The sequence below is a fragment of the Peribacillus sp. TH14 genome (genome assembly GCF_016651145.1).
GTDB classification, from domain to species: domain Bacteria; phylum Bacillota; class Bacilli; order Bacillales; family DSM-1321; genus Peribacillus; species Peribacillus butanolivorans.
In genome coordinates, this window is the sequence record NZ_JAEKEK010000001.1 from 4956362 (window position 1) to 4979465 (window position 23104).

The following is a 23104-nucleotide window of genomic DNA, read 5'->3' on the forward strand; positions in this document are numbered from 1 at the left end:
AAAGGATTATTGTGTCAACTATACATTTGGAAAAATTCGGAGTTTCAAATTGAAAAGAACCATATTTTACACTAACTTTCGTATTTTACTAGGGAGAGGAATTTTTCATGGATACTTTAACCTATCAGGCTTTTCTGTTCAATAGTATGAACAAATTTGATTACCAACCGGCACTTACTTGTGTAGATACAAATGAAACCATCACTTACAGGGAATTACTGGATAAGGTGGAGACGGCAGCGAACCAGTTAATTCGGCATGGCGTACAAATCGGAACCCATGTTGCGATACTGATCCCAAATAGTATTGAAAATGTTGTATATAATCTTGCTGTAAGTAGATGCGGGGCAACAGTCATCCCGTTAAATGATAAGCTGGGCGTTAGAGAAATCGAGTTTATCTTGAGAGATGCCGAGCCCCAAATGGTTATTATGGCAACCCAGAAACATGTAGAGTCTGTACTTGACTATCAAAAAGAGGCAGATAAAAACAGTGTAACGGTTATTGGTCTTACAGGCTTTGGTGTTGAATACCCAGAAGAATTCTATTCTGTTGATATGGATGATAAAAAAGGCAGCTTGACATTCCCTGTTGCCTCATTGGATGATTTAGCAACCATATCGTACACCGGTGGTACAACAGGCACACCAAAAGGGGTGATGCATTCTCAACAAGGCTTTGGAGCCTCACTCATGGCTTCATGCATGGAATATCCGTACGATGATCAGGACAAGGTACTGCTTTGTACGCCGCTTATTCATGCTGCAGGTGTACTGCTGCAGCGGTCATTAGTATCCGGCTGCCATGTCTATATCATGAAGGCGTTTCATCCAGAAGTGTTTTTGCAGACCGTACAAGAAGCGCAGATTACAAGTACTTTTGTTGTTCCAACCATTATTTACCGCTTGATTGATGAGGCAAAGAAAAAAACTTACAACGTGAGCTCATTGCGTAACATGAATTATGGTTCATCCCCCATCTCTACAGAACGTCTAAAAGAAGCATTTACGATTTTTGGACCTATTCTAAGGCAGCAGTATGGAATGACAGAATGCAGTATTTTAATTGCCAGACTCACAAAAAGTGATCATCTCTGGGCGTACGAGCACAAACCAGACGTGTTAAAGAGCTGCGGAAAACCGTGTATGCTAACCCAAATTCGCTTGATTGACGATAATGGATATGATGTAGAACCACTTCATCCAGGGGAAATTGCTGTCAAAACCCCTTCTGTCTCTGTCGGTTATTACAAAAGACCCGATCTTACCGAAGCGGCATATCGTGATGGTTGGTTTTATACGGGAGATATCGGGAAACTGGATAAGCATGGTTTTCTTCATATTATCGAACGGAAAAAGGATATGATCATTTCTGGCGGTTTCAATGTATATCCCGCTGAAGTGGAGAGGCTTATCAATCAGCACCCTGCAGTTGCGATGAGCGCATGCATTGGCATACCACATAATGATTGGGGAGAAGCGGTCTGTATATTTGCGGTGCTTCGTGAGGGTGAAACCTGCTCTAAGGAAGAGTTAATGGAGTTCTGTAAAGAACGAACTTCTGTCTATATGCTTCCAAAAGAAATCTATTTTGAGACGTCATTACCTCTAACAATGGTAGGGAAGATAGACAAGAAAGAGCTGAAAAAACCTTTCTGGGAAGGGACAGAACGTCTGGTAAATTAGTAAGACATCAACAGGCAAAGGACATACAAAATATGTCCCTTGCCAAGACTTCTATCAGTATTTTTTTAAATAAGATATTTTACAAAAAAATGAAAGCCCTTCCATTTCATGTTTTTGAAATTGGTTAAGTATAGTATTGATTACGGCTAACAGTGTTGATTCATACTGCGAAAGGGGGCGAATGGAATGCAAGCGTATGCGACAAATAAAAAGCGTAAAACCATTATTATCATTTTACTATTTATCGGAATGACATTAAGTTACATTGATAAAGCGTCGATTAACGTAGCCATCATTCCAATTCAGAAAGAACTACAGCTTAACTCTTTAGAATCAGGTTTTGTATTAAGTATTTTCTTTTTCAGCTACGCCTTCATGCACCTATTAGGAGGATGGCTTACAGATAAGTACGGGTCACGAAAAGTGTTAGTCCTTTCCATCTTAGCTTTTTCGCTTTTTACTACTTTTACGAGTTTTGCTTGGTCATTTGCATCACTACTTTTGTTTCGTTTCCTGTTTGGTATCGGGGAAGGCAGTGTTTTTCCTGCAAGTATACGATCGATTTCCGATAACTTTCCCGAAAATGAAAGAGGGAGAGCAAGTTCATTCTTTCTATCTGCACAAACGTTCGGTGGTGCGATAGGTTCCGTTACGATAGGGGTTTTGGTGGTTTCCCTTGGATGGAGATCGATGTTTGTCAGTATTGGGATTATAGGTGTTTTAGTCGCATGGGCATTTTGGGTCTATCTAAAATCTCCGGCAGATGCACAAATCAATAACGAAAAGCAGAATCAAAAGAAGGTTTCTTATAAAAAGGTATTTAAAACAAATAATTTTTGGAAGCTCTTCTTTACTAAGTTTTTTTCCAATATCGTGAATTGGGGTATGATTTCCTGGATGCCATCTTATTTGGTAAATAAAGGTTTAGATCTGTTGTCAGTAAGTGCCTTGATGTCCATTCCATATCTTGCTTCTTTTCTTATGTTTAATGTAAACGGCTGGATTTTAGATAAATATATGAGCGGAAGAGAAAAATATCTGGCTGTAGCAGGATCCATATCTTCTGGTGTCTTTCTTTATATGATGTTTAATGCAACGTCCGTTACCCTTGGGATTGTTTATATGACCTTTAATGCGATTTCCATCGCGTTTATCGGAACATCCCTTTACACGATGGTCATTAAATACTCACCAAAGGAGTTAACTGGATCTGTGACAGGGCTTGTCAGTTTTGGCGGGCAAATTGCCGGAGGGATTTCTCCTGTTGTAATTGGATTTGTTCTTACTCTTTTCAAGGGTTCATACAATGCTGCTTCCTGGTTTTTAATCACTGCTGCATTGGCAGGGGCCATTGCATCAATAACGATTAAAAATAAAGTCAAAGAAACAAAAGAAGACGTGCTTATAGAGCATTCTTTTTAATGAATAGGAGGAGGGATTTGTCATGCAGTCCATTACAAAGAATGATATGAAAGTTTTTCCGCCAAATTCAGAGGATATCGTGACGAAGGATAATTGGTTTACTACTCAAAAAAATTTGCAAGGGTATTGTCATAGCGGGGAACTAAGTTCCAACCGTATTATCTGGAGAGGAAACCATAGTCCCACCCCATTATCATATGCTAAAGATTCATTAGATTTAGCAAAGATAAACGTTACCAATGCTGAAAGTGTTTTATCGTATCTTGAGCGAACGAACACAGATGCTTTTTTAGTGATGCATAAAGGAGAAGTTTTATACGAGAACTATTTTAATGGATATAAATCATATCAGCCGCATGCATTGAACTCCGCGACAAAATCATTTGTCGGCTTGATTGTTAGTTTGCTTTCTGATGAAGGAGTATTGGATTTAAATAAAAAAGCTTCCTTCTACGTTCCAGAGTTAGAAGGAACAGGACTTGGTGAGGGAACTATTCAGCAATTGCTAGATATGCAAGTTCCTGTGAAATATATGGAAGCTGACACGCCAATGGGGATAGGCCGGGGGACACCGATTTTCATTGCATCCGGTTCAATGCCAAAACCAGATAACTATAATGGGCCGGAAAACCTATACGAATTTATGATATCGAGTAAAAAAGATAAACTACCTGGTACTGTATTTAAGTATGAGAACGGACAAACAGAAACATTGGGATGGATTGTCAAACGTTTGACAGGAAAAAACTTAGCAGAATTAATACAAGAATTCATCTGGTCTAAATTGGGGGTAGAAGAAAACGCCTTGATGCACTTGGATCAAATCGGTACGGATATAGCCAGTGGCGGTATGCGGGCTACATTGCGTGATTTGGCAAGATTTGGCGAAATGATGCGAAATAATGGTTACTACAATGGCCAACAAATCATTCCGGAACATATGATTAGGGATATTCAAAAAGGTGGGAATCAAAAATATCTTGCGGAAAGTAGCCATCATTATCTTTTAGGATTTTCTTATTATAATAAATGGTGGATTAGCCATGATCGATACGGGGGGTATTCAGCTCGAGGGAAGTTTGATCAGCAAATACACATTGCCCCAAAAGCCGATACAGTGATTGTTAAATTATCTTCCTATCATTCTCCTAATTCAGTGGGAATAGACGCATTTCAAGCGATACTAGATTATTTAGTAAAGCAATAACATCAAGCCGGGAGTATTTGTTGTTTTAAAAGCACTAAAAAAGCTACTTCACAGAATACGAGACTATCAAGAAAAGGAAAGCGGAAGGGTAACCTTTTATGGAAGCATTAAATAAATGGAAGAAGGGGCAGGCGATAGTGTAAAATTTGCACAGCAGCATTTAGCGAATGAAAGAACGTATTTAGCTTGGATACGGACTAGTGTATCTATTGTCGGAGTATGGTTTTGACCAGGTCTTTGCATTTTACGATTAAAATTAACTCGAATCATAATATTAATAACGTAGCGATATTCCTCGGCATCTTTGCCCGTATCGTTGGTTTTATAATAGGAGTACTGGCTACTCTTCAATATTCAGGAAAAGGAAAGAAATCCAGGATGGTATATTTAATCCTTCTAATCGTTGTATTTTCTTTATACCTTCCCTGTATTCCATCTTAATCTTCATTATTTTTATGTATCTTTCTTGTTATTTATATAGGTTAATAACAAAATGGGTTATTTTTAAAAAAACGTGTCTTAACGAAATTAAATTTTGCATAAATAAAAGTGATAAGAAATAAAGTGGTAAAGAATTATATGTAAAAATCCCCCACTAAATAAATTATAGAACTTCAAATAAAATAAGCAATTCGTTAAATATAAGGGATATTATAGACAAAACATTATTAAGTCCATTATTTGAGGGATCTTCTGGGGATAGGTATTTATAATATAAGCTTTGTAAATACGATGTTTAAAAATAACCAAAATAAAAACTGAATTTTGTATAAATCTGGGGGTAGAATATATTTTACCTCTTTTTACCTTGGTCGTCTAATGGGCGGTCATGCGAACGGACAGATTTACCCTGAGTTTATTTTCTATTATATTATCTTTTAAAGAAAGAGGGGTTTTATGAAAAGACAGTTGCAAAAGTCGAGTGGTCAGGTATGCGATTCAGATAGATCTAGTCCCAGAAACCAACGATTAACAATATTTAAAATCACTTCCTGTTCAAGGTCACATTCAAACTGAACATTTAATAAATAACCAATGGGCAGCATTTTTAAAAAAGTATCTGGTCTATTTGTCAACAGCCTCGTTCGGGTGCTTTTATTTTATTATTTCTCCCTTTTGCCTTGTAGGAAACTAACACGCTTTAAGACGTGATCAAGAAGTAGAAAAAGCTTTTGTTCTATATCGGAACGATGAATAGAATGGTACGGTTATTCATTGCCCTCTTATTGTCAAGACATCACTACATTTAATAGGTTGAATAGATTGTTTACAGAGTTAATATATCAAGTATTCAAAGTAACTTTGTACTCAATTTTTCTTCTTAGATTACTTTTAATATACCTGATTCTTATAGTACAGATAAAGCATTTTCCTGATTGGATCCGAGTTGCGTCAGGAAAATGCGAATTTACAAAGGTTAGATTTTGGTACAAGTCTTATAGAAATAGAATGAGTAGTTATGAATAGAGGACAACACCAACTAAACCAGAAAGAATAATGACATAGGCTGGATGCCAGCGTAATTTCAACAGGGAGAATAACGATAACCCAAAGACGAGTAATAAGCTTATCGAATGCCACGAAAAGTTTAGAGCAATCATATGATTGGAAATGGCAAAACTGATTGCTGCAAAGAGGATTAAACTAGTGACAATGGGTCTTAATCCATAAAACATCGATTGAACAACTTGATAATGATTCAATTTATTGAAGAAGGTGGCTATAACGATTACGAGTATAATAGCAGGAAGCAAGATTCCGAGAGCGGATGATATGGATCCTGCTAATCCAGCAGTCGAATAGCCAACGAGAATGGCACTATTGATGGTGATAGGACCTGGGGACATGCCGGCAATAGCGATTACATCGGTAAATTGTTGCGTCGTCATCCATCCATGCTGTGAGACTTCAGATTCTATTACGGGAATCATGGCGTATCCCCCTCCGAATGATACAAAGCCGATAATAAAGAAGGTGCTAAACAACTCCCATAATTCTATCATTCTATATCCCACGCTTTCTTGAAAATTAGTTTAACAGTTTATACCGATAACATTTCAGGAAAATATCGTCCAACTTCGATGGACCTATATGCCTGCACCCATGAAATATTCGAAATCATTTTCTTCTACTTTCTTTTCTTTTCGGTCCATGTTGATTTTGTAACCTAATTTCCTCTTAACAGAGATAGTCACAATCCCTGCTATTGCTCCTGATAATATAGCTAAAACCGGGTGAATGAAGAAAAGGACTGGAATCCCTACTATAAATATACCGAATGTTGATTTGTCAACAATAGCTGTTTTTCCTATCTTGATAGCCGCATAGGCGATGATGGCTACTATGGAAGCTCTAATCGATATAAATGCGGATTCTATCTTTGGATTGTCCTGAATGAAAAAATACAAAATGCCGAGGAGTAGAACAATTATAAAGGTAGGAAATGATACACCAATCATGGCTGCCATTGCGCCCTTCATTCCGGCAATTCGATGGCCGATAAAGGTGGCGGAGTTAATAGCGACAGCTCCCGGTACGGACTGAGATAACGCAAAAACATCTGTAACTTCTTCGCTTTTCAGCCATTTTCTCTTCTCCACTACTTCTTTTTCGATTAAAGGGATCATCGCGAACCCGCCTCCGAATGTGACAGGTGCTATTTTAAAAAAGGTCCAAAATAATTGGAACAGTGTTTTCCATTGTCCAGTCATTGTCATCAGTCACTCCCCTTTGCTACTTTATATAAATCTTATAATTAACATATCAAAGAAAAAGGAATGGGTAAATTGCAACTAAATCATTGGGTATAACAAAACGTTATACCTAGAAGATTTATCCGTTTTATATAGAATTTCACCAATAATTGAATAGGCTCACCTGTTCAGGGAATATAGCGTCGCTTTTCCATTTCACCATTTACCTATATGATGCTATCATTTTATTAAACTATTTAAAGACATGGAGGTTGGTTTCTTTTGAAACTAGAAAATCTAAGAATGTTTTGTTTAGTAGTGGATGAAGGAAGTATAAGCCAGGCAGCGAGGTTAAGTTTCTTATCACAACCCGCGGTAACAAGACAGATTCACCAATTGGAAAATTATTATAGCACTTTGTTATTCGACCGTGAGGAAGGGAGGCTGAGAGTGACAGAAGCAGGAAAGTTGTTATACCCTTTTGCAAAAGCCATTGTGAATGACTTCAACCATTCAAAGGAAGTGATTCAGCAATCAACGGGCGCTTACAATACAAACCTCATAGTAGGTGCATCCTTGACTATCGGAGAGTATTTGTTGCCGAGTTTGCTTGGGAAATTTAAAAAACAACAGCCTGAAGTAAAAGTAACATTAACGATAAAAAATACCCCCCGAGTTCTAGAGGATTTATCAAACGATGTTATTGATTTAGCCTTGGTGGAAGGACTTGTAGAAAATACCGATTTTATTGTGGAGAAGTTCGCCGATGACGAATTGATATTGGTTTGTCCATCAGACCACCCATGGAAAGACAGAAAAGAAATCCAGGTAGAGGAATTGGGAAATGAAAGGATGATCTGGCGTGAATCCATTTCAGGGACACGACTTATCGTAGAAAACATGTTAAGAGAGCACGGGGTTTTAGAAAAAATAGAAAGCTACATGGAGATTGGGAGTACACAAGCGATAAAAAGTGCGGTTGAATCTGGACTTGGAATCAGTATTCTGCCAAGGTTAACAGTGGCCAGGGAATTGGATCAAGGTTTTTTGCGGGAAGTGGGTATTTCCAGAATAGATATAACAAGAAATCTATGGCTAGTCAGAAAAAACAAGCGTTTTAATAAAATAGGGGTATCTAATTTTGTGAATTTTCTTCAATAGAGAATGAAGCATACCTTGATTTATCATTACTTCACTTCTTATTCACTTTAAAGAGATTTTCTATCCTTTTATTTAGACTATTTGGGATATGCCAATTTTTTAATTATTGGCTGGGTTGAAAGACGACGTGAACAGACGAATGTTGGGCCATTAGTACAAAAAAGATGCATGAATTTTTAATTGATATGCTGGAAGATGAAATTGCCTGTCGTATGTCACTTAGAAGACCGGAAGCAGGAATATACGATGTGAAAATCATTGAAACTGAAGTGCCAGGTCAATTCAGGTAAAGTACCTAAAAATATGGTTTTCTAATAATACAATACATAACCAAGGGTGAAAAACTGGAGCTGGTTAGAGGAATTTACATGAGTATGCTCTAAAGTTTTTTCAAAAAGGTAGAGAAGTGAGGTACTTTATCATGAAAGCCGTATCCTAAGAACTAACGATAGGCCATGTTTGTTTCTATCTCTTTAATGGTCTTACGCATCGAGCGAATACCAAAGGTACATTGAATGAATGTCAGTTTAACTAAAATAACTGGATCATTTCTTGGGCGCCCTACCTCTGAATACATATCTTTCACCAAGTCATAAATGAAAGAGAAGTCAATGGCGGCCTCAATTTTACGAACGAAATGGTTCGCTGACACCAGTTGATCTAAAGTAATCATTTCAAGTTGATCTCGCTGAATAGAAACAAGTTTAGAAAGCATCCTTATCACCTCAAGTTTTTATACTTCTATTTTAAAACAAAAAAGACTGTTGGAAAAAGGGGTTCTATCTAAATGTTAAAACAAAGTTGATTGGAAGAAAGGTGCGAGACTCCTGCGGGAAAAGCGAGTCCAAGGGAGACACTACAGGCGCAAATGGCGCCGAGGAGGCTCCCGGACCGCCCGTGGAAAGCGAGTGCCTGAAGTAGAAATCAACGTTCAAATTTTTACAAATCCTCAAAAAAACTGTAGACAAACTCAATTATTTATCGAGTTTGTCTACAGTCTGGGGCTGATCTTACTAGATCAGCCTTTTATTTATAGGCTCAAAAAGATGGTTTATTTAGCTTAAATTTCAAAATTAAGATAATTTAGCTTGGCTAATTCTTAAAGAACAACATTGTGTGAACGAGTTGACCAAGGAATGGAAAAAATTCTTATTCTGGGCAGTACATAAATTTCATAATGAGGCGGTTCGGGTAGGGTCTTTTTTGTAGCCGTCCTTCGTTTACTAATTCTGTAGGGTTCTTTCAACCTCCTCTGTATTTACATGAAAAAGATCTGCGATTTTAACTGTGGAAATGGAGATGTATTTCGGCTTTTTGGTAGAAGAAATAATCATAGTTTGTACTCGATGAAACAAAGTATCCTTTTCCATTTGTAAGCCTCCTTCCCTGTTCGTATATGAATATATAGAAACTTAACTAATTCCCTAAAAGGGTAACCAATTTAGATGTTCATATGCACCCTTTTTTCTATCTCAACTGTAAAATCTCGATAATGAATAATATTAATTTCAAATAAGGTAAATCTAAAAGGAACAAGGAGGGATATCATGGGATTTCATAGTCAGCCACGGATTGCACATTTAACGGTAGAGGCAGATACTCGAAAAGTCACATTGCCCCTTCACAGTATGCTTATCCTTGGTTTTTTGGGAGGGTTGAGTCTGCAAAAACAGCTGGCAACATTAAGTTTTATTGAAGATGCGACTTCTTATGAGGATTTTCTTCAAGCTATTAAAGATACGGGCTTCACTATCGAGACATCAAATCATTAATTTTCAATCTTGGTAAGCAAATACTTTTATTTTTTCATGATAAGGAGGGTTAAAAATGAGAATCTGTGAACTCTGTGGTCTAGAAGAAGAATTGGAAAACGTAAACAAAGATGAATCGGTACCTACTAGAATGCTTCATCTTTGCGAAAATTGCAGAAATGATCGGAAATTCGAGAACTTTCTAGAAACTCATCTTTAATAAAACAGGAGCTTACTGATAGATCAGCAAATTTTTTCCTCAATTCTAATCCCAGTAATTCTTCTCCAATTTCTAAAGTTTCAAAAAACCTGTTGTATTTATAGAAGGAATGGGCTTGCAAAGTATCACGTAGTCACAAAAAAACATTGTAGTCCTTGTGCAAGGGATGCATTGAAATTCACTAAAATAAAGTACCGACCTAAAAAAACTCGGTTAAATCAATTTGGTAACTACTAATACATCCTGAAACCTTGAAAAATTTAATCATTTCATACCATTTCTTTACAATAAGTTCATTGGTCTGTAGCAGGTTCTACACATTAGATTAGGATAATGAAACCGACGGAACACAAGGTGTTCTATTAGGGGGAGGGGTCGAAAAATGAAGAAAAATTCAATGAAAATTTTTCAAAGGCTTGTCAGTAAAGGTTTATTTTCAGCAATGGCATTAACAGCTGGTTCGATTTTAACGTTAGACTTTCCATCAAGTGTTGTACAAGCCGCGTCTGTGAAGGAACAAGCTCTTCCTCTAGGGAATTCTAATCTTGCGGAAACCCGGGATCAAACAAAGATTACGCAGGGCTTAACCTATACGCATATCATCCGTGGGGCCAGTTCGGAAAAAGATGTCTTTATCATTGATGTGGGATTTTACAAAACCAAGGAAGAAGCTAATAAGGTGAAAATTCAACTGGATTCAAAAGGTTACGAGTCCAAAGTTAAGAAAATTTCAGAACGGCCTGCCGACGATCATGAACAAGGTCCGCTTGGATACCTTGTACGTGTTGGATCATTTAAAGCGGAGAGAGATGCCAACAAATTAAGAGATGAATTAAAAGGAAAAGGATATGGTAATTCACGCGTTGTTTTTTCGGCTGAAGATGGAGGGAAATCTACGGGCCCTTGGGTTGTGAATATTTTAGAAATCGATCCAAAGAAGTTTAAAGGAAAAGTTTTATCTGAACTGGGAACTGAGATAGTACCCGGGAAGGAAAAATTAACTAGCATTTCAGCCCGTACTGGTGCGATAGCGACTGTAAACGGTGGATATTTTGTAATGGGACCGAGTGATGGTACAGAAGGGGATCTTGCTGGTGCGTCCATGATTGGTGGCGAGCTCATTAGCGAAGCGGTAAATGGCAGGACAAGCCTGGTTTTATCTGGAAATAGGGCACAGATAGCTTCAGTAGAAACTAAACTTTCAGTTACGGCATCTGATGCTGCAAAGAGAGAATTGGATGGCCTTAACCGTAAACCTGGCCTGATCCGTGGATGTGGAGGCATTGGTGATAATTTAAACTTTGCAAAGCATGATTTCACTTGTACGGATTCTGGGGAACTTATTCAATTTACATCCTCCTTTGGTGCTAAAACTGAGCCTGGGGATGGAGTGGAAGTTAATTTAAATTCAAAGGGTGAAGTTACAGAAGTACGCAAAAGCAGAGGCAGCTTCATTCCGCTTAAAGGCTCCATCCTAGCAGGTACAGGCGATGCCGCTAATTGGCTTTTGGCCCATGCGAAGCTAGGTGCAAAACTGAAAGTGAATACCAGGATTCTTGCTGATAAACAACCACTTAAGGCGGCACCGAAAATTAGTATTGTCAATGGTGGGCCGCAATTGCTGCATGACGGTAAAGAGAAGATTAATGCGGTAAAAGAGGGGTTCAATTGGAGCGAAAATCCAGAATTCTACTATAAATTTGGAGAGCGTAGAAATCCCCGAACTCTTGCAGGGGTCACTGAAAAAGGGAAAATTCTCTTGGTTACGGTTGATGGACGTCAGCCATTTTATAGTGTGGGAGCAAATTTTAAAGAGAGTGCCCGTCTCATGAAAGCTCTCGGGGCGGTTGATGCAGTAAACTTGGATGGCGGAGGTTCTACAACTATGACAGTAGGCTCCAAATTGGTGAATCGTACATCCGATGCGGCCGGTGAACGTCCGATTGGGGATGCGATTGTTATTTTACCTAAATAAAGGATGAGGAAACCTTATATCATTTTGTGTTATCGCTAAATATTACAATTCTTCACTTGATTGAAGGGATTTGTCGCTTAGATAAAAGCAGCTATAGATTTATTCCGATTTAACAGGTCGTCAGTGAAGAGTGTCGAGAATAGTATATCGACGGATTGGAATTCTTTTTAAAAGATGAACAGGAAACAGTTGATTTTTTATTTGGGAATTGCAGATGAAGTAACGAACCCAAGTATTAAAGAGGCCTTTCGCAGAGCGGCAGCAGATGAACAAAATCATGCCGTTTGGTTTTTATATTATCTTGTTAATGCGAAATAGCTAAAGCGATTTGAGATTGACGATAGGGTCCAGTAAATTAAAAAAGCAGCTAAATAGAAGGACAAGAGACATCGTTTAATATGGATGTCTCTTGTCTTTTTTATTAGGAAACTATTCTATCCTGTGGTTCTAGTAAATTAGAAAAAAGAATTATAAATGTAAATCCTCATCATATTCTGCCTCAACCGGTACAGGTGCTACATTGGACCTTTCCAGTGCCGGTGTGTCCGGACGGGCTGCTTGATAGACTGCTGCACCGAGCACTTGAGCCGTCTTTAACAATTTTTCCTTACTGATCAGCTCAATTGTATCCTTTGCCGTATGGTATTCCGGCTCCAATGGAGCATACGTAAACACCGCGGCAGGAATACCCACTTCTGTGAATGGCTGGTGGTCACTTCTTCCAATTTGATTATAAGGAATGGCATCATAAAGCCTTGTTCCTGCTGAATTTCCTAATGTCGTGACTGTATTTGGTTTTCCATCGTACGTAAACATGGCAAATTCGCCGGCATTTTTGCTGCCCACCATATCCATATTAAACATCGCTACCGTTCTGTTAATCTCATCTTTCGTAAGGCTTTGTGCATAATGCTTGGAGCCTAATAATCCGTTCTCCTCTGCGCCAAAGGTAATAAACCTGATTTCTGTATCAGAAGGTGCATTTTCCAGGACTCTTGCCAGTTCCAGCACAATGGATGTACCTGATGCATTATCACTGGCTCCTGATGAAACAGAAACAGAGTCATGATGCGCGCCAACTATAATAATTTGATTCGTATCCTTATTTTTCATCGGTTTTTTCGTGGCAATCACATTGTGAGAAGTGGCTTTTACAAACTCTGCTCCTTCAACAGACATATTTGCTGTCAGGTTATTGCCTTGCAGAGAAGAAATTAACTCATCACCATCGCTCTTTTTCATAAATAGTACAGGTAGATTACTCTCATTTGCCGGCAAGCTAAAAAGCGGCGTGGAATTATCTGTATTAATGAACACGACTCCGATCGCTCCGGCTTTTTTTGCATTATCCATTTTTTCTGTAAATGGGATCGTGCCTCTTTTAATTAAGGCGATTTTTCCTTCTACCGAAGCATGAGCTACCTCTGCCGTCGTTCCTAAACCTGCGTACACAAGCTCTGCTGACACTCCGCCGGAAGGTGTGTTATTGGAAAAGCGGAAGGCGGCCGTTTCATAATTACACCCATTTACTTTTAAGGAAACAGAGCTTGGGTGTTTATAGTCCTTAATAAAATGAAAAGGCTGGACCTCTACTTCGTTAAGTCCATACTCCTTAAATTTACCAGTTATGTAATCTACAGTCGTTTGTTCACTTTGTGTTCCGGCTACCCGTGGTCCAATATTTACAGCTAAATGTGAAAGATTCTGGTAGATTTTTTCAACATCGATTCGTTTGATCACTTTATTGTCAAATGCATGCTCGGACGGGTTTTCACCCTGGATTGCCATAACAGAATGTGATGAAAACAGTAAACTCCCTGCCAATAAAGAAGCTCCTAAAATCTTCGTTCCTTTTTTCAAACTCCTTCGCCTCCCCAAAAATAGAATACTAGTTTAGTATATGGCTAGTATGTAAGCGCTATCAATGAGACTTTTGTAATGTTTTTAAAAAAATACATATTATAACAAAAAATAAAGAAGTATGACAGCATATGATAGTCCACAACATGTCGTCTAGTCTTACTAAAGCGGCAACAACAGCCGAGAAAAATGCAGTTGTAATGCGCGCCATTAAAGAAATGCAACTTGCTCTTCCTTATGAAGACCGCGTCGGATTAAAGACAATAATGCGTGATAAATCTGTAACGTTACATTTCGGTTAGGGGAGAGACGATGGGATTTTTTAATAAACTTCGCGATATGAAAGATTCAGTAAGCTATAAATTAGATGATGTAAAATATTTTGTTGTTGACAAGGCGGAAGATGCGAAAGACTTTGTCAAGGATAAGGTACTCGATACAAAATATATTATTGCTGATAAGGCAAGTGATGTGAAGGACTTAGTAGAGGATGCAGCATATTATGTTACGGATAAAGCGAGTGACACCAAAAACTTTATTGTCGACAAAGCGATAGATACGAAGGATTTTGTTAGTGATAAAATGTTTGATGCACGCTACTTTATTGCGGACAAGCAGGAGATATTAGGGACTTTGTCAGTGATAAAACATTTGATGCGAAATACTTTATTACCAAAAAGGTAAAAATTAAATCAAAGGCGGATGTAGTGGAACTTACTTCTAATCTACTGAAATCACATTACTTAATAAATGTTTCAAAATAGATAGCGGTAACATTATTTTAGAATAGAGTCGAGGTAAATGCTCAGCTCTTCTTTAGAAGCAAGTTTTTTTATGATTGTTTCTCTATTTAAAGTGCAAATGAGGGAATTTGCATCGTTTCTATAGATTCTTTAGAAATTTCATGTTCAGTATCCTTAAAAAACAGTTACTCGTACTATTCAGACGTGCGTATAAAATTGGGGGACAAGAGTAAGCTACAAACGTATGATAAGCTGTTGCAGGAGGTGAATAAATATGAGTAATGGTGCAGGACGTTCTAAAAAGAACGAACCAAATGATGCAAACCATGTGAATGCGGAGACGAAAGCATATCAAAGACGAATGTCAGAAAAGAATAACCAAGAGCATAATGATGGAAGCAAGTATAAGGGGAAGGTTCAATAGGGCCTGATCTTTTTTGGTTTCCAGTATAAATTTCCTCTCATATCCCTCACAAATGTAGAAGAATATTTACTAGGGAACTGATATATCGATATCAGTTCTCTTTTTTGATATACCTTGAGTAAATCATATCTGTAACTAGTTTATATATATGGAGTAATGGGAAAAGCCTTGGAAATAAACATTTAAGGGCTATTTATACAGCTCTCAAATTTCTTCAATAGAGCTTGATCCCCGACTAACCGTTTGAATAGCATTTAAAAAGATGTAAATTGTGTTTCAGTTTGACTTCGGCTTACTAAACCTATGGGTGTGTTATTTATGTATGAGTTAGACTACAACCAATATTTTTATAAGAAAAAACGCTACCCTAAAGTTTTCTTTTAGTCAGGATCTTCAAGTTACAATCGTTAATTTTTATATTAACTAACTTCCTCAATACCCATATGCCAAATTATAAATATATCCATATGAGTATTCACATCCATTGATGTAGGAATTATTGGCCTTCTTGGATGATTTGAAAGACCTGGTTATTGTAATTATGCGTCCAACATTATTCTTCCTCTATTTTAGAATACAATAAATGATATGAAAGACTTCACGTGAATTCTTGGTTATTTAACAATATTCGGAATAGACTTAATAGGTAGTCGTAGGAAATAAAACATATAAATAAATAAAAATAAAAGCAGTAAGACTCGCATATTCTAACTGCTTTTGCACGTTATTATACAGGTAATCTTCATAAAAAAGTATAATTATTGGGACAGCTTGAATGACTTTACTTATTTCCAGGCGCTGGCTGGTCAACACCCTTTACCTGATGGCGATGTCCGTTTGCTTCAGTCGTATAAAAATCATAATTATGAACATGCATTCCATTTCCTACAGGAATAGCAGGACCCGAATATGCCTGGTAATAATGAGTATGACCATCTTCAAAGACAACATAACCCTCAGTGTAATGCACATGGTTATCATCCTTAATCATAACTGGAGGTGAAGTTACATCTAAACACAGATGAACATGGCCATCACTAACAGATGTATAGTCAACGGACCCATGATTATGGTTTGGCACAAATCCCTGAACAAAATCATCCTTTCCAACCATCCTAACACTTCTAACTATCACTTTTCCAAAGAATATTGGTCGCTATTTTTATAACCGTTCACCCATTTTTTTCATTAAATCCATCTTCCAATACCTAAATCATGTAAACGCATTGGTTCAAGTAATACATGGTTGACAAGATGCTACAAATTTGGCCTGTTTGGATTAAAATCTTATACTGCTGCCTTTTTTTATTGTATTTCCGATTGGTACTTGACATGCCCCTAAATTCAAGGGAAATATGTTTAAAACCATAAGATTTGATAAAGAATACCTACTTTCCATTAGCTCCCGATGACTTTCTGCTTTTAATTTCTTTTACCTTTCTTTGACGCTGAAAACGTACCACTAATCACACCATGCTTATCTAAAAAGAATACTCCTATTTTAGTAAACATTGGTAAGCTAAGTGATTTCCGGGGGTTATTCCCGGAATTCCATAAAACTAAAAAGGTTTGACAAACTTTCTAATCTTACCGTATGATAAATAATATACTTGAATATATTCTCCTAAGGGGAGTAGCTTTTACAACAATGTCGTCAATACGGAGTTCTTCACTCTCGGCTTTGTTGGCAACATTTTGTTGTTAGCCAGACCTTACCTAGTGGTAAAGGTCTATTTTCTATTAGTAAACCTTTACCGAAATGGTAAAGGTTTTTTTGTAGTCCGGATAATGTAGCCCTTCAAGAATTGTTTAAGCTAAGCTTGTGGAATGATAAATGAAAAACAAATAAATATAAATGGAGTGTATTCTTTGATACTGAGAAAATCTTTGTTACTTTTAGGGATAGGGTCTGCACAGATAGATTTAATCCTTCCCAAAAATACGTATAAATCTGGTGAATTAATAAATGGGTATTTCTTGATTAAGGGTGGTACCCAGGAGCAAAGAATAAGGAGGATTGAATGTGATTTAATTATGGATACTCATTCTACGGGAATGGAAGATATCCTTAAAACGAGCACCATTTTATCTTCAAGTGAGATTGATTCAGGGGAAAGTAATGAAATTCCTTTTAACTTTCGTCTGCCTACATTAAAGGAACCATATAAGCGAGGGGTTTCCTATCGCCTAAAAACGAGACTTATTCTTGATAAAGGGATAATAGGCAAGGATGATGATTGGATTTTAATCGATTCTGAATAAGAGTGGAAACGGAGGTGGGAACATGGATATTTTGAATTTTACAGAGCGGGTTTTGGATTATTTGAAAGAATTCTTATTATTGAGGCTTTTTATAATAGCTCTACTGTTATTGGCCGGTTATTATATATTGAACAAAATGGTTGAATGGTTCTTTAGAAGGTCTAATTTTTTTGAGGAAGAAGTCGAAAGAACGATACAGGGTGTTACTCGTTCTGCTCTAAGGTACGGTATTTCGGCGCTTTTCCTCATTTATCTGATTGGACAGTTTATTGACATAAAGGGAATACTGGCTGGAGCTGGGATTGTAGGGGTCGTTATCGGATTTGCCGCTCAACAAATGCTTAAGGATATCTTATTGGGATTTGTTAGGTTTTCAGATAATGAATTTCGAGTGGGGAACTTTGTTACATTTAATGGGACAAGTTCCGGGACGGTTGAGGAAATTGGCATCCGGTTCATGCAGATTCGGGAATGGTCAGGAAAACTGCTTACTATCCCACACAGTGAAATCAAGACGATTCAAAATTTTAATAAAGGGAGAATGCGAATCATTGAACGCATCACGGTGAGTTACCAAGAAAAACCAGATAGGGTGAAGCGGATGTTGGAAGAATTATGCCTCACTTGTAATGAGAAGTTTGCTGAAAGCCTTCTAAGGCTCGAGGACGGTACACCTGAAGAAGATTTTAGATATCTTGGCATTACGGATTTAAATCCGAATCTTAAATATGTTGGATATGAGCTATGCATAGTTGGACTAGTAAAACCTGAAGATTATTTTGAAACATCAAGAAATGTGAGGTTTGAGATGATGTCTGCTTTACATGAGCATCAAATTCAAATGCCATCTTCCAATTTACTTGTTCAGACAAATCCGAATCATGGAAGTTTGATGGAGAGCTAAAAAAGAAGCATCTTTTTGGATTTTTGTTGGGGCTATTTCGGAAGTGTTATAAATAATATTGGATTCTTATGAAATGACGGATTGTGGGGAAGTCATTATTAACTAGGACTGTTGAGGCAGAAAAATAGACTTAGCAACTATTCATGAGGTTGAAGAATATAAACGGGCTTTCTTAAAGAAAGTCTCAGTTTGTAGACAAAAGGGGTTCGGAATGTTTTAATTCCGGACCCCTTTTGAAATTCCCTTTGAATTTTGCTCAAGATTAAGAGATTGGGCCTCTACGAGCCCACTTTATTAAGCCATTCTTGGACCTTGCCATGTCCAATTGGCTATCTTCTTTAAATTCATGGCAGCGAAAGTAAGCATCGCCTGCATCGACAATTTTTTAAGTCCCCTTAAAGTAGTCCAACGCATACCATGCTTTTCTTTTGCATCTGCGAATACACGCTCTATTGTTTCTTTACGTTTCGCATATATAGGTTTTACATCCTTGTGATGACGCAGATGATCTGCTTCTTCCATATAATTTTGCCAGATATGGCGTGTCACCACTTTTTGATGGTCTTTGCTTACTGTACACTGTGATAAAAATGAGCATGTCGCACAAGTGTGTTTGGGTGATTTGTACTCGCGTAGCCCTCTTTATTTGTTGTTGAGTACTTTAAAATCTCGCCCGATGGGCAGAGATAACAATCAAAATGTTCATCGTAAACATAGTCATGCTTGCGAAAGAACCCTTCTTTTGTTCGTGGACGTGTATAGGGTAAAGCTGGTGTGATTTCTTTCCCAAAAAGGTAGCTTGTAATGGCTGGTGTTTTGTAAGCTGCATCTGCGGCAACAACTTCAGGTTTTCCAACTTTCTCAATCACTTGTTCAACAAGAGGCTCTAAGATATGACTATCATGCGTATTTCCCGGTGTTACAATCGTCCCCAGCACAAAACCGTTGCGGTCCGCAGCCGCATGAAATGAATAGGCAAACTGTTTTGTTCGTTCATCTTTTACATAGTAGCCACTCTCAGGATCAGTTGTACTTTCTTTAATTTCTTTGGTTTCTTCTTTATCAAATTTATCCGGTGGAAAAGGCTTCTTTCCATTGTTTTCACGATCTTGATTTATTTCTTCTTGAAGGCGTCCTTGATATGCTCGTGTTTCCTTACGAACGATTTTCTTTTCGAATTTCCGCTTATTCGCACTGGCTTTCACATGTGTTGAATCAACGAATACGTGCTCTGCACTAATTAACTTTCTTTCTGAGGCTGTCATTAGGATACGATAAAAAATCTGTTCAAACAGGTCTGTATCTTTAAAGCGACGCTCATAATTTTTCCCGAACGTTGAGAAGTGAGGTACTTTATCATGGAAACCGTAACCTAAAAACCAACGGTAAGCCATATTCGTTTCAACTTCTTCAATCGTTTTACGCATCGAACGAATACCGAAGGTATATTGAATGAATGTCAATTTAACTAAAATAACTGGATCAATACTTGGGCGGCCTATCTCTGAATACATCTCTTTCACCAAGTCATAAATGAAAGTGAAGTCAATGGCCCCCTCAATTTTACGAACCAAATGGTTCGCTGGCACCAGTTGATCCAAAGTAATCATTTCAAGTTGATCTCGCTGAATAGAATTATGTTTCGAAAGCATCGTCATCACCTCAAGTTTTAATACTTCTATATTAAAACAAAAAGGACTGTAGGCAAAAGTGGTTATATCTAATTGTTAAAACAAAGTTGATTGGAACGGAAGGTGCGAGACTCCTGCGGGAAATGCGTGTCCAAGGGAGACCCCACAGGCGCAAAGGCGCCGAGGAGGCTCCCTGACCGCCCGCGGAAAGCGAGTGCCTGGAGTGGAAATCAACGTCGAATTTTTACAACCCCTCAAAAAAACTGTAGACAAACTCGATTTTCATCGAGTTTGTCTACAGTCTGGGGCTTTCTTAAAGAAAGTCTGTTTTTTTATTTTCATGACTTAATACTTGGTAATTATTCTATAATAGTATTATTTTTTGAAATTTGCACTTGATTAATCAGAATGATTCGATTATTATATAATTAACATTAAATGGAAGGGTGACCTTTAAACAATGATATATAATCCTATTCTTTAAGAAAAAATGCGTGTTAAATACGAACTTTTTTCTGGATAGGATTAGTCTGTACATTAAAATACAAACAAAGATCATTGTGTTCCTTCCATCATCAGGGATATTTTGCCTTTTTAATTTGTATTGTACTGCCTCCTGTCCAGATATTTGACAGGAGGTTTTTATATTGGGGAAAAACGCATCTGTAACATTAAGTAATAAGGAACCTAACTTATTTACAAATCGTGTATTTCGGGCCATTATCTTTTCAGGATTATTTCTACAAATAGGGATATGGGTACGGAATTTTGCAGTTTTGCTATTCGTTATGGAACAAACAAACGGTGATGCCTTTGCCATTTCAATGATTTCAGTGGCTGAATTCGCACCTATTTTTATTTTTTCATTTATTGGTGGGACGTTTGCAGACCGATGGAGCCCGAAAAAAACGATGGTTTGGTGTGATATTTTAAGTGCAGTATCGGTATTTGCTGTGCTTATCGCCCTTATCTTCGGAAGTTGGAAAGTGGTATTTTTTGCAACATTAATTTCAGCAATACTTTCTCAATTCTCTCAGCCATCGGGCATGAAGCTATTTAAGATGCATTTGCCAGAGAGTCAAATTCAAACAGGGATGTCTGTATATCAGACCGTATTCGCCGTATTTATGGTTTTAGGCCCGATCCTGGGCACATTTGCCTTCCAATCATTCGGAATCAACATCTCGATTGCGATTACTGGCCTAGCGTTTTTACTATCAGCGGGTGCACTCGCTTTCCTTCCAAAAGATCGCAAACTGGATGAAGGAACCGTAAAAACGACATTATGGCAGGAAATGAAAAGCGGAGTGAGCTACGTGTTGCGAAAAAAAGAGCTAAGTCTATTAGGATTATGTTTTCTGGCAGCCGGGCTGGGACTTGGATTCATTCAGCCGCTCTCGATTTTCCTAGTTACCGAACAATTAGGTCTGCCGAAGGAAAATCTACAATGGTTATTTATGGTGAATGGTATTGGTATGATTTTAGGCGGTGCTGGAGTGATGATTTTTGCTAAAAAAGTGGCACCGCAGAGGTTATTGGCCTTTGGAATGCTTGTGAATGCCATTGGATTAGCGGTAATGGGGTTGTCGACCAACCTTTGGATTACACTTTCCGCAGAGTTCTTTAACGGGCTAATGTTGCCTTGTATTCAAATTGGAATTAATACATTGATATTGCAGAGGACCGAAGGCGAGTTCATCGGAAGAGTAAATGGAATCTTAAGCCCATTATTCACTGGTTCGATGGTTTTGACTATGAGTGCGGCAGGAGTGTTGAAAGAACAATTTTCACTCGTCGCTATATTTGAAACAGCAGCATTCTTTTTTATTATTGGGATGTTTTTCATTTTGCCATTGTACAATCAAAAGATAGAAACGAAATCATTGGAAACTCAGTCGCAGGAATAAGGAAAAGTCAGTGAAGTGGTGAAAATTTACATGTAAGTTGAAAGCAGAGAGCAGGCTCTCTGCTTTTTTGAATAACATGAATCTAGAAGATATCAACTTATTAAAGGAGTGGGTATTACTTAAAGATTGAATCTGGTTACTTAAACTTTGTACTTCATTCACTATGTTATTCATGAATAAATCGTTAAGAATAATATACTATTGGTTTCTGAAGGTAACAGATGCTAAAAACCATTAATAAAGAGAAGTATAACTATTGCCGGGTAAATTTGATGTTGCATCCTTATTTAAGGTTTGCCAGTTTGATAGGATTAACCGTATTATTTCAGATTCTAAGCTGTCGGAAAAAGTATTGCAGAGGTACGAAAAGAAGAAATTGAGATTGTGAATAAATAGAAATCATACCATGTTACGTTGAGGAAAAGTGAATGTTGGCTTTTCCTCTTTTTATTAGTTTAAAAAATGAACATGGAATTATTTGTTTGAATTAACAACAAAATCAAAAAAATACACTTCACATTAACGTTAGCTTAATAATTAATAAGTAATATTGAGTTGGAAGTAGGCCGTTTGTGGAAAAGTTGTTTTATTGTGGGCTTTGTTGAGAGCAAATGATGGTCGGAAACAAATCATTACAAGCATTAACAATTTTTCCGTTATTATTACCTGCATAGACAATAAATACTGTACCGACAAACAAGTCTTAGTTCCTCTAGATCTTTCATATAGGAAGATACAGAATTCAAATTAGAAAATTTTATTCCTTCTTTTTAGAGTTTGTCAAAGTAAGTGATACACAATTTGCGTTACTAACTTTAGGAGTGAATTTTTCTACTGAAAAAATGAATATAAGAGGGGGATTGAGTGGCGGGTTCCATGATATGAATACATTCTTATTACCAAAATTTCAATGATTTATTATATATAAAATAAACTAAAAGTACCTTGAAATTTGCTTTACTTACATAAATTTTTAGAAATTTCATTAGATTGGTCTTAATTGAAATCAATAAAATCATATTGTGAAAAGAGGAGTAGCAATGAAAGATGAGCAACTAAAAAACGAAACTGAAAAATTGTCAAATACTATCTTAGAAAAGGGAATGGATCGACGTAGTTTTTTGGGAGGTACAACGAAGATTGCCGGGCTTACGCTTGGATTATCGCTAGTAAACTCACTAAATGGACTTGAGGCCGAAGCAAGCATCGCATGTCGAAAAAGCATCAAAGTTCGGTTTACACAAAAATCCTGATTTGGT

Annotated in this window: 20 protein-coding genes and 3 pseudogenes; 16 read left to right on the plus strand and 7 right to left on the minus strand. The window is 37.4% G+C overall.

Annotation, left to right across the window (positions count from 1 at the left end; translation table 11 throughout):
- Positions 1-107: 107 nt before the first annotated feature.
- From JFU50_RS23910 to JFU50_RS23925, 4 genes are all read left to right on the plus strand, one after another.
- Positions 108-1685 carry a class I adenylate-forming enzyme family protein gene (locus JFU50_RS23910; RefSeq protein ID WP_201224462.1) on the plus strand — a complete coding sequence of 526 codons (1578 nt, stop codon included), beginning with the start codon at positions 108-110 and terminating at the stop codon, positions 1683-1685.
- Positions 1686-1871: 186 nt separating this feature from the next.
- The gene (locus JFU50_RS23915; protein ID WP_201184751.1) at positions 1872-3107 is read left to right on the plus strand and encodes an MFS transporter; all 1236 of its coding nucleotides are present in this window, start codon (positions 1872-1874) and stop codon (positions 3105-3107) included.
- 22 nt (positions 3108-3129) lie between these two features.
- Positions 3130-4314 carry a serine hydrolase domain-containing protein gene (locus JFU50_RS23920; RefSeq protein WP_201224463.1) on the plus strand — a complete coding sequence of 395 codons (1185 nt, stop codon included), beginning with the start codon at positions 3130-3132 and terminating at the stop codon, positions 4312-4314.
- Positions 4315-4429: 115 nt separating this feature from the next.
- Positions 4430-4543 (plus strand): DUF202 domain-containing protein, encoded by a 114-nt coding sequence (locus JFU50_RS23925; protein ID WP_201224464.1) that lies wholly within the window; start codon positions 4430-4432, stop codon positions 4541-4543.
- Positions 4544-5771: 1228 nt separating this feature from the next.
- On the opposite strand, the gene JFU50_RS23930 is transcribed toward JFU50_RS23925, so the two are convergent.
- Together JFU50_RS23930 and JFU50_RS23935 are read right to left on the minus strand one after the other, a co-directional pair.
- A complete protein-coding gene (locus JFU50_RS23930) occupies positions 5772-6317 on the minus strand; it encodes a chromate transporter (protein ID WP_207196092.1) in 546 nt (181 codons plus the stop codon).
- 84 nt (positions 6318-6401) lie between these two features.
- The gene (locus tag JFU50_RS23935) at positions 6402-7031 is read right to left on the minus strand and encodes a chromate transporter (RefSeq protein ID WP_242485252.1); all 630 of its coding nucleotides are present in this window, start codon (positions 7029-7031) and stop codon (positions 6402-6404) included.
- Between the two features lie 258 nt (positions 7032-7289).
- On the opposite strand from JFU50_RS23935, the gene JFU50_RS23940 reads away from it, so the two are divergent.
- Positions 7290-8168 (plus strand): LysR family transcriptional regulator, encoded by an 879-nt coding sequence (locus JFU50_RS23940; RefSeq protein WP_201184747.1) that lies wholly within the window; start codon positions 7290-7292, stop codon positions 8166-8168.
- A 445-nt stretch (positions 8169-8613) separates the two neighbouring features.
- Here JFU50_RS23940 and JFU50_RS23945 read toward each other — a convergent pair.
- Both JFU50_RS23945 and JFU50_RS31015 read right to left on the minus strand, forming a co-directional pair.
- Positions 8614-8883 (minus strand): annotated as a pseudogene (locus tag JFU50_RS23945) (transposase); the annotation flags it as partial.
- 508 nt (positions 8884-9391) lie between these two features.
- Positions 9392-9538: a hypothetical protein gene (locus tag JFU50_RS31015; protein WP_242485253.1), complete on the minus strand. Its 147-nt coding sequence runs from the start codon at positions 9536-9538 to the stop codon at positions 9392-9394.
- Positions 9539-9715: 177 nt separating this feature from the next.
- On the opposite strand from JFU50_RS31015, the gene JFU50_RS23955 reads away from it, so the two are divergent.
- The 4 genes and pseudogenes from JFU50_RS23955 to JFU50_RS23970 all read left to right on the plus strand — a co-directional run.
- Positions 9716-9940 (plus strand): hypothetical protein, encoded by a 225-nt coding sequence (locus JFU50_RS23955; protein ID WP_201224465.1) that lies wholly within the window; start codon positions 9716-9718, stop codon positions 9938-9940.
- Positions 9941-9995: 55 nt separating this feature from the next.
- Entirely contained in the window at positions 9996-10139 is a 144-nt protein-coding gene (locus JFU50_RS23960; RefSeq protein ID WP_201184743.1) for a hypothetical protein, read from the plus strand.
- Between the two features lie 382 nt (positions 10140-10521).
- Positions 10522-12114 (plus strand): phosphodiester glycosidase family protein, encoded by a 1593-nt coding sequence (locus tag JFU50_RS23965; protein WP_201224473.1) that lies wholly within the window; start codon positions 10522-10524, stop codon positions 12112-12114.
- A gap of 143 nt (positions 12115-12257) precedes the next feature.
- Positions 12258-12432 (plus strand): annotated as a pseudogene (locus tag JFU50_RS23970) (ferritin family protein); the annotation flags it as partial.
- Between the two features lie 150 nt (positions 12433-12582).
- Here the strand turns inward: JFU50_RS23970 and JFU50_RS31590 are convergent.
- The gene (locus JFU50_RS31590; protein WP_201184739.1) at positions 12583-13974 is read right to left on the minus strand and encodes a DUF4910 domain-containing protein; all 1392 of its coding nucleotides are present in this window, start codon (positions 13972-13974) and stop codon (positions 12583-12585) included.
- A gap of 146 nt (positions 13975-14120) precedes the next feature.
- Between JFU50_RS31590 and JFU50_RS23980 the strand changes: the two genes are divergently transcribed.
- The 3 genes from JFU50_RS23980 (at position 14121) to JFU50_RS23990 (ending at position 15141) form a co-directional block, all read left to right on the plus strand.
- The gene (locus JFU50_RS23980) at positions 14121-14276 is read left to right on the plus strand and encodes a hypothetical protein (protein WP_201184737.1); all 156 of its coding nucleotides are present in this window, start codon (positions 14121-14123) and stop codon (positions 14274-14276) included.
- Between the two features lie 10 nt (positions 14277-14286).
- Positions 14287-14658: a hypothetical protein gene (locus JFU50_RS23985; protein WP_201224475.1), complete on the plus strand. Its 372-nt coding sequence runs from the start codon at positions 14287-14289 to the stop codon at positions 14656-14658.
- Positions 14659-14991: 333 nt separating this feature from the next.
- Complete coding sequence (locus JFU50_RS23990; RefSeq protein ID WP_098176179.1) at positions 14992-15141, plus strand: hypothetical protein; 150 nt, start codon at positions 14992-14994, stop codon at positions 15139-15141.
- A gap of 781 nt (positions 15142-15922) precedes the next feature.
- Here the strand turns inward: JFU50_RS23990 and JFU50_RS23995 are convergent.
- Entirely contained in the window at positions 15923-16255 is a 333-nt protein-coding gene (locus JFU50_RS23995) for a YmaF family protein (RefSeq protein ID WP_201224476.1), read from the minus strand.
- A gap of 755 nt (positions 16256-17010) precedes the next feature.
- On the opposite strand from JFU50_RS23995, the gene JFU50_RS24000 reads away from it, so the two are divergent.
- Positions 17011-17403: a sporulation protein gene (locus JFU50_RS24000; RefSeq protein WP_223305511.1), complete on the plus strand. Its 393-nt coding sequence runs from the start codon at positions 17011-17013 to the stop codon at positions 17401-17403.
- 22 nt (positions 17404-17425) lie between these two features.
- Positions 17426-18307 carry a mechanosensitive ion channel family protein gene (locus JFU50_RS24005; RefSeq protein ID WP_201224477.1) on the plus strand — a complete coding sequence of 294 codons (882 nt, stop codon included), beginning with the start codon at positions 17426-17428 and terminating at the stop codon, positions 18305-18307.
- Between the two features lie 294 nt (positions 18308-18601).
- Here the strand turns inward: JFU50_RS24005 and JFU50_RS24010 are convergent.
- Positions 18602-19959: pseudogene (locus tag JFU50_RS24010) on the minus strand (IS1182 family transposase).
- Between the two features lie 626 nt (positions 19960-20585).
- Here JFU50_RS24010 and JFU50_RS24015 point away from each other — a divergent pair.
- Positions 20586-21845 (plus strand): MFS transporter, encoded by a 1260-nt coding sequence (locus JFU50_RS24015; protein ID WP_201184728.1) that lies wholly within the window; start codon positions 20586-20588, stop codon positions 21843-21845.
- Between the two features lie 1040 nt (positions 21846-22885).
- Entirely contained in the window at positions 22886-23098 is a 213-nt protein-coding gene (locus tag JFU50_RS31030; protein ID WP_242489094.1) for a hypothetical protein, read from the plus strand.
- Positions 23099-23104: the final 6 nt, after the last annotated feature.

Bases quoted from the DNA above. Each gene is read 5' to 3' on its own strand.
- JFU50_RS23910 (WP_201224462.1), top strand. From the start codon at position 108: ATGGATACTTTAACCTATCAGGCTTTTCTGTTCAATAGTATGAACAAA.
- JFU50_RS23915 (WP_201184751.1), top strand. From the start codon at position 1,872: ATGCAAGCGTATGCGACAAATAAAAAGCGTAAAACCATTATTATCATT.
- JFU50_RS23920 (WP_201224463.1), top strand. From the start codon at position 3,130: ATGCAGTCCATTACAAAGAATGATATGAAAGTTTTTCCGCCAAATTCA.
- JFU50_RS23925 (WP_201224464.1), top strand. From the start codon at position 4,430: ATGGAAGAAGGGGCAGGCGATAGTGTAAAATTTGCACAGCAGCATTTA.
- JFU50_RS23930 (WP_207196092.1), bottom strand. From the start codon at position 6,317: ATGATAGAATTATGGGAGTTGTTTAGCACCTTCTTTATTATCGGCTTT.
- JFU50_RS23935 (WP_242485252.1), bottom strand. From the start codon at position 7,031: ATGACAATGACTGGACAATGGAAAACACTGTTCCAATTATTTTGGACC.
- JFU50_RS31015 (WP_242485253.1), bottom strand. From the start codon at position 9,538: ATGGAAAAGGATACTTTGTTTCATCGAGTACAAACTATGATTATTTCT.
- JFU50_RS23955 (WP_201224465.1), top strand. From the start codon at position 9,716: ATGGGATTTCATAGTCAGCCACGGATTGCACATTTAACGGTAGAGGCA.
- JFU50_RS23960 (WP_201184743.1), top strand. From the start codon at position 9,996: ATGAGAATCTGTGAACTCTGTGGTCTAGAAGAAGAATTGGAAAACGTA.
- JFU50_RS23965 (WP_201224473.1), top strand. From the start codon at position 10,522: ATGAAGAAAAATTCAATGAAAATTTTTCAAAGGCTTGTCAGTAAAGGT.
- JFU50_RS23980 (WP_201184737.1), top strand. From the start codon at position 14,121: ATGTCGTCTAGTCTTACTAAAGCGGCAACAACAGCCGAGAAAAATGCA.
- JFU50_RS23985 (WP_201224475.1), top strand. From the start codon at position 14,287: ATGGGATTTTTTAATAAACTTCGCGATATGAAAGATTCAGTAAGCTAT.
- JFU50_RS23990 (WP_098176179.1), top strand. From the start codon at position 14,992: ATGAGTAATGGTGCAGGACGTTCTAAAAAGAACGAACCAAATGATGCA.
- JFU50_RS23995 (WP_201224476.1), bottom strand. From the start codon at position 16,255: ATGGTTGGAAAGGATGATTTTGTTCAGGGATTTGTGCCAAACCATAAT.
- JFU50_RS24005 (WP_201224477.1), top strand. From the start codon at position 17,426: ATGGATATTTTGAATTTTACAGAGCGGGTTTTGGATTATTTGAAAGAA.
- JFU50_RS31030 (WP_242489094.1), top strand. From the start codon at position 22,886: ATGAAAGATGAGCAACTAAAAAACGAAACTGAAAAATTGTCAAATACT.